This window comes from Gemelliphila asaccharolytica (assembly GCF_001553005.1).
Lineage (GTDB): Bacteria > Bacillota > Bacilli > Staphylococcales > Gemellaceae > Gemelliphila > Gemelliphila asaccharolytica.
This window is the reverse complement of sequence record NZ_KQ959858.1, coordinates 43,887-51,138: the sequence shown is the minus strand read 5'-3', so window position 1 is coordinate 51,138 and position 7,252 is coordinate 43,887. Positions and strand designations below refer to the sequence as shown.

The 7,252-nt window shown below is 25.4% G+C and carries 6 protein-coding genes; all 6 read left to right on the top strand.

Going from position 1 to position 7,252, the window contains the following annotated elements; genetic code table 11:
* Positions 1–338: 338 nt before the first annotated feature.
* Genes HMPREF1871_RS01110 through HMPREF1871_RS01085 form a run of 6 tightly spaced genes read left to right on the top strand, consistent with a single transcriptional unit; the run spans position 339 to position 7,073 of the window.
* The gene (locus HMPREF1871_RS01110; RefSeq protein ID WP_066128855.1) at positions 339–920 is read left to right on the top strand and encodes a TetR/AcrR family transcriptional regulator; all 582 of its coding nucleotides are present in this window, start codon (positions 339–341) and stop codon (positions 918–920) included.
* Positions 921–975: 55 nt separating this feature from the next.
* Positions 976–2,730: an ABC transporter ATP-binding protein gene (locus HMPREF1871_RS01105; protein ID WP_066128851.1), complete on the top strand. Its 1,755-nt coding sequence runs from the start codon at positions 976–978 to the stop codon at positions 2,728–2,730.
* Positions 2,714–4,429 (top strand): ABC transporter ATP-binding protein, encoded by a 1,716-nt coding sequence (locus HMPREF1871_RS01100; RefSeq protein WP_066128850.1) that lies wholly within the window; start codon positions 2,714–2,716, stop codon positions 4,427–4,429. Before HMPREF1871_RS01105 ends, HMPREF1871_RS01100 begins: the two co-directional genes overlap by 17 nt.
* A 9-nt stretch (positions 4,430–4,438) precedes the next feature.
* Entirely contained in the window at positions 4,439–5,017 is a 579-nt protein-coding gene (locus tag HMPREF1871_RS01095; protein WP_066128847.1) for an MptD family putative ECF transporter S component, read from the top strand.
* Complete coding sequence (locus HMPREF1871_RS01090; protein ID WP_066128845.1) at positions 5,017–5,703, top strand: energy-coupling factor transporter transmembrane component T family protein; 687 nt, start codon at positions 5,017–5,019, stop codon at positions 5,701–5,703. The genes HMPREF1871_RS01095 and HMPREF1871_RS01090 overlap by 1 nt, the downstream gene beginning before the upstream one ends.
* Positions 5,691–7,073 (top strand): ABC transporter ATP-binding protein, encoded by a 1,383-nt coding sequence (locus HMPREF1871_RS01085; protein ID WP_066128842.1) that lies wholly within the window; start codon positions 5,691–5,693, stop codon positions 7,071–7,073. Before HMPREF1871_RS01090 ends, HMPREF1871_RS01085 begins: the two co-directional genes overlap by 13 nt.
* The last annotated feature ends 179 nt before the right edge of the window (positions 7,074–7,252 follow it).

The window sequence follows — 7,252 nt, the reverse complement described above, 5'->3', positions numbered from 1 at the left end:
ATAAAGAGAAGATCACTTTTCTGTATTATACATGCTTTTATTTTTATTTTTTATAATATAAATATTTTATAAATTTAATAGAATTTAGAAGAAATATTACAATGTAATAGTATTTTAATAATGTTATATATAATTTAATTACAAAATAAAAAATCTATAAGAATAAAATTAAGAATATTAATTTTTTTTTTTTTTTTATATTAAGTACCTAAATTTGAAGATTTAAATTATACTTTATTTTTTAAAAATATTATGTAGTAAATTTGAAAATTTCTTGACAAAAAAAGAAAAAAAATATATTATAATTCTATAGACGGAATAGTCGGTAGGTGATAATAATGGTTAAAAATGAAAGAATGACATATGAAAAGAGAAAAGAAGAAATAAAAAAAGTTGCCTCAAAGGTTTTCGTAGAAAAAGGATTTTCTAATACAACTATGGAAGATTTAGTTAGAGAAACTGGTTTGTCCAAAGGAGGATTTTACTATTATTATAAAAATACTATAGATATTATTTATGATTTAATGGTCGATGGTATAAATTATAGAAATGATATTATAAAAAAATCTTTGGATATAGAAAAAGAAATAAGCATTGAATTTTTGGCAAAAGAAATGACAAAAAAAGTAATAGATGATACTACACTAGCTGGTGTTTACGTGGAATTTTTGCTTGCAAAAAAAAGAAATGAAAAGCTTGAAGAAATTTATAAGACTTTGGCACGTAAAACTATAGAGTCTTTTAAAAAAATTAACATAAATTTTGATAATTACAATATTGCTGTAAGAAAGTTTGAGGTTTTAACTTTTTTTATAAATTCTATGATACTGTCGTCAAATATTTTAAAAGGTAGGGATACTCTTCTTGAGAATAGAGCATTACTTGAGGAAATGTTTTTACTAATTTTAAAAGACGAATAAATTTTTTTATTTTCGCATTGATAATGATTATTAAAACCTATAGAAAGGAGAAAATATGAAAGTATATAAAAAATTATTAAAGTATGTTCCTAATTTAAAACCGTTTGTTTTTATAGCTATATTCGTTTCATTTATTTCATGTTTAATGATTAATTATGGATATTATTTAATTTATAAGTTTTTGAAAACTCTTATTATAGATTCAAACTTAAATGAGGCTGAAAGTTTTGCGTTTAAAATAGCTGGTTTTATTTTTCTTGGAAGCCTAATTTACTTTTTGTCACTACTTATTGCACACAAAGTAGGATTTCATTTGGAGAATGTCTTGAGAAAAAAAGGTGTCGAGGGTTTAAGTAAGGCAAACTTTAAATTTTTCGACACACATTCTTCTGGAAGTATTAGAAAAATTATAGATGATAATGCAGCTTTAACTCACACTATAGTTGCACATATGATTCCAGATAATACAAAAGCATTTACATTTCCCGTATTAATTTTAATTTTGGGATTTTTCATAAGTTTTAGAGTAGGTTTATGTATTTTAATTTTGACAGTCTTATCGCTTCTTTGCTTATTTAGTATGATGGGCGGAAGTGATTTTATGAAAGTTTACCAAGATGCACTTGATAAATTGTCTGCTGAAACTGTTGAATATATTAGAGGGATTTCTATAATTAAAATTTTTGGAGTATCTATCTCTTCTATGAAAAAACTTTTTAAGTTAATTAATGAGTATTCAGATTTTGCTTATAAGTATTCTAAAAAATGCAAACCAACTTATGTTATTTATCAAGTATTATTTTTTGGAATGATAGCAATACTTACAATACCTATGGTTTTTGTTGTAGATAAGTTAGGAGATCCAAAACTGATAGCTCTTGATTTGATGATGATATTATTCTTGTCTGGACTTATGTTTTCAGCGTTGATGGCTGTTATGTATGTTAGTATGTATTCTTTTCAAGGAAACTATGCAGTTGATTCTTTGGAAAAATTATATAAACAAATGCAAGAAGAAAAAATAACATTTGGAAAAGAAGAAGTTTTTAAAAATCATAATATAGAATTTAAAAATGTAACTTTTTCTTATGATGAAAAAAAAGTTATTGAAAATCTTTCTCTTAAATTAGAGGAGAATAAAATTTATGCACTTGTCGGAAAGTCAGGTTCGGGTAAATCTACAATAGCAAAACTTGTCTGTGCATATTACAAAATTGATTCGGGGAAAATTTTAATTGGAGGAGAAAACATAGAAAATTATTCACAAGATGCAATTTTAAGAGAAATTTCGTTTGTATTTCAAGATTCAAAGCTTTTTAGTGATACAATTTATAATAATGTTGCATTAGCTAAAAATGGTGCAAGTAAAGATGAGGTGCTTAAAGCTATGTCATTAGCAGGGCTTGATAGTTTACTAGATAGACTTGAAAAAAGAGAACAAACAAAAATTGGAAGCTGTGGAATTTATCTTTCAGGAGGAGAATGTCAAAGAATTGCAATAGCAAGAGCTATATTAAAAGATTCTAAAATTCTTATAATGGATGAAGCCTCTGCATCGATTGATCCCGACAATGAATATGAACTACAAAAAGCTTTTAAAAATTTAATGAAAGAAAAAACAGTTATTATGATTGCTCATAGATTGTCTGCAATAAGAGGCGTTGATGAAATTCTTTTTATAGAAAATGGAAAAATCATAGAAAGAGGATCTCATAAGGAGCTCTTTAATAAAGATGGCAACTATAAAAAACTTTACAATATGTATACAATGGCAAATGAATGGAGGGTTAGCGATGAAGAACTTTCTTAAAAACCAATTTGCACTTACAGATGATGGTGTAAAAGGAACAATAAAGGCAAGTATTTACAGTTTTTTGGTTTTTGTTATTAATATGTTTCCTGCTATTTTACTTATGATTTTAATGGATAAATTTTTATTAAATCATTCTATGAGTAAAAAATTTTATTTAATTTTTTCTTTTATAACATTAATAGTTATGTTTATACTTTTGAGCATAGAATATGAAACTCAATATAATGAAACGTATAAGGAATCTGCAAAACTTAGAATTGATTTAGCAAAAAAATTATCTAAACTAAAGATGTCGTATTTTTCAAAACACGATTTATCAGACCTTGCACAAAGCATAATGGCTGATGTTTCTTCTATAGAACATGCAAGTAGCCATGCAGTACCAAAAGCTATTGGTTTTGTTTGCTTTTTGCCACTTATTACAATTTTGATGTTAATTGGAAATTGGAAGATGACAATTGTTTCAGTAGTACCAACAGTTTTATCATTTTTGTTTATTTTATTATCTAAAAATTATAGCAAAAGACAATTTGATAAATATTATGTAAGATTAAGAAAAAACTCTAAGGCTTTTCAAGAAAGAATTGAACTTTCAAAAGAAATAAGTGCATTTAATCTTTCTGATAGAGTAAAGAAAAATCTTTATGAAAAACTTGATGATAGTGAAAAAATTCACTGGTCATCAGAAATAAACAATGCTTTTATCATGTTATTTTCAGGAATTTTTTCTTACTTATCACTTCCTTTTACTATAATATTAGGAATTTTCCTTATGAAAAGTGGAGAAATTTCTATTCTTTATCTTTTAGGATATATTTTAGCATCGATGAAAATAAAAGAATTTGTAGATTCGAATATGGAATTTTTTATGGAAATTTTTTATATAGATTCTGCAGTTAGAAGAATAAATGAAATAAGAAATGAAAATGTGTTAAAAGGAAAAGATACAGAATTTAAAAATTTTGATGTTTCATTAAAAAATGTAGAATTTTCTTATGGAGATAAAAAAATTATCGACAATGTAAGTTTTACTGCTAAGCAAGGTACGGTAACAGCAATTGTTGGACAATCGGGCTGCGGCAAGACTACGCTTTTACGTTTGATTTCGAGATTATACGATTATGATAAAGGAGAAATTTTAATTGACAATCAAAATATCAAACAAGTATCCACAGAAAGTTTATATAAAAATATTTCTATCGTTTTTCAAGATGTAAAACTTTTTAATACAAGCATCATGGAAAATGTTAGAATAGGTAGAAAAGATGCAACTGATGATGAAGTTATAGAAGCTTGTAAACTTGCAAATTGTGATTTCATTGAAAAACTTAAAGATGGCTTTGCTACAGATATCGGAGAAAATGGAGAACAATTATCTGGTGGAGAACGACAAAGACTTTCTATAGCAAGAGCTTTTTTGAAAAATGCTCCAATACTTATTTTAGATGAAATATCTTCTAGCCTAGATGTAGATAATGAAATAAAAATTCAAAAATCTCTAAACAATCTCATAAAGAACAAAACGGTAATAATTATATCACATAGAATGAAGTCAATCGAAAATGCTGATAAAATCGTCGTTTTAAAACAAGGTAATGTTGAAAAGATTGGTACTCATAGAGAATTATTAAACTCTAGTGGAACTTATAAAAAATTGGTTGAAAAAACTAAAAAAGCAGAAGAATTTGTTTATTAGGAGGAAAAAATGAATAAAAAATTAGAACTTAAAGATTTGGTACTAATAGGAATTTTTGCAGTAATTTATTTAGTATTAATGTTTGCAATAGGAATGATAGGACTTGTACCTATACTATTTTTAGTTTATCCAACAATAGCAGGTATTATTTGTGGTCCTTTAGTATTATTATTTATGGCTAAGGAACAAAAGCCATTTGCTTTATTTATTTTCGGAATGATAATGCCGATAATTATGACTTTAGGAGGACATACTTATATTGTAGTTTTAATTTCAGTAATTATAATTTTAATTGCAGAGCTTATAAGAAAAATGGGAAATTACAACAGTATGAAACATAATATTATCTCTTGTGCAGTTTTTTCAATGTGGATAGGATCAAGTTTAAGTCAAATGCTTTTTGCCAAAGAAAAATATATACAAATGTGCAAAATGATGGGTGATGAATATACAAAGGCATTAGAAAAATTAATAACATATCCAAATCTTTTATTAGTATTTGTAGGAGCATTTATAGGTGGATTAATAGGAGCGTTTATAGGTAAAAAATTACTTAAAAAGCATTTTGAAAAAGCGGGTATAATTTAATGCTCACCTATAAAAACTCAAAAGTAAATCCAAATCCTATAAGTAAATTTATAGTATTAATTTTGATGAGTTTTACGGTTACTAAGCTAATTTATACTGAAATACTAATGGTATTTGTTTTTTGTATATTCTTTTTTATAAATGATTACAAAAAATTTGCAATAAAATCACTTTTGATATTTTTGATATTGTATTATATACCAAATTTTGAAATAATACTTAAATTTCCCTTTTTAGTAAAAATATTTTTAGGATTTTTATTGCTTATAAGAATGTTTTATCTTCCTTATCTTGCAGGAAGTTTTTTAGTAAGAACATCAGATGTAAGCTCGATAATTACATCTTTTGGAATGTTAAAAGTTCCAAGAGAAATTTCTATTCCTTTAGCAGTTATGTTTAGGTTTTTTCCTTCATTTAAAGAAGAACATTACAATATTAAAACAGCTATGAAAATTAGAGGAATATCAAAGAAAAATATAATAAAATATCTGGAGTATGTTTTTGTTCCTCTTATTATAGTTTCCACAAATTTAGCTGATGATATATCTAAAGCGGCAGAATGTAAAGCAATTTCAAACCCATGTAAAAAAACTAGATATTTTGAAGTTAAATTTAAGCTTGTAGATTTTATTTATTTAGCTATGTTTGTAATTTTGTTTTTTGGAGGTATTTTATGCTCAAAATAGAAAAATTGAATGTGACTTACGGAGAAAAACAAGTATTGAAAAATGTCGATTTAAAAATAAAAGATGCAGAATGTGCTGTTTTAACAGGAGAAAGTGGCTGTGGAAAGACAACTATATTAAATTCGATAAATGGAATTTTGGAAAAATTTACCAATGCAAAAATAAAAGGAAGCGTAAAAATTGACGATACCGATTTGAAAGCAAAACAAATGTATGAAATTTCGATGCTCGTTTCATCAGTTTTTCAAAATCCAAAAACCCATTTTTTTAATATTAATACAACTCAAGAGCTTTTATTTTTCTTAGAAAATATTGGTCTTGATAGAAGTAAAATGGATAAAAGATTGAACAAAATGCTTGAGATTTTTCCTATAAAATATTTACTTAATAGAAATATTTTTAATTTGTCAGGAGGTGAAAAGCAAGTTTTATCTCTGGCAAGTTCATATATTTCAGGGTGCAAAATTTTGTTATTAGATGAGCCAACATCTAATTTAGATTTAAGATATATAGACATACTTAAAAATATGTTAAAAATTTTAAAAAAAGAAAATATAAGTTTAATTATCGCTGAACATAGGTTGTATTATTTGATGGATATTTTCGATAGAGTTGTATATATAAAAGATGGAGAAATAAAAAAAATTTACTCAAAAGAAGAATTTTTGCAGTTTAGCACGGACGATTTACATAATATGGGACTTAGAAGCGTAGTTAGAGAAAAATTGAAAGTTGATTCAATTACAAATGACGGAGAGCTTTACATTGAAAATTTGAATTTTCAATTTACCAAAAACAAAAAGTTTGAAATGAGAAATTTGCATTTTAAAAATGGTTTTGTATATGGGATAATAGGAGCAAATGGTTGTGGGAAGTCGACATTTATAAAATCATTAATTGGTGTTATGAAAAAATCAAAAGAAAAAGTCTACTATAAAGGAAAACTTATAAATAAAAAACAAAGACTTAAAAAATCATCTCTTGTTATGCAAGATGTAAACAATCAACTCTTTAGTGAATCTGTAGATATTGAACTTAAACTTAAAAATGAAAAAACAAAAGAAGAAACAATAGACAAGCTTTTAAATAGATTAAATCTTTTATCATATAAAACAAGCCATCCAATGAGTTTATCTGGTGGCCAAAAACAAAGAGTCGCTATTTTGACGAGCGTTTGTGATATGGCAGATTTTATTTTCTTTGATGAACCTACAAGTGGAATGGATTATAAAAATATGATGTCTATATCTAAAATAATAAAAGAACTTAAAGGTGAAAATAGAATTATTTTTATTGTTTCTCACGATATTGAATTTTTAAATGAAACAACTGATTTTGTATTAGATGTCGAAAAAGAATGTATAAAATAGCTATTTAAAATATTTGAATAGTATATTTTATTAAACTATTGAGAAAGAATCTAAATTTATAAAAAATATAAAAACGGGTATGACTATTTATGAACTGGTAGTTAAAAATTAGATTTAAAAACTAATTAAAGTAGACCAGTTAAGTCATTACCCGTTTTTTAAAATTGTTTTTTAATGAA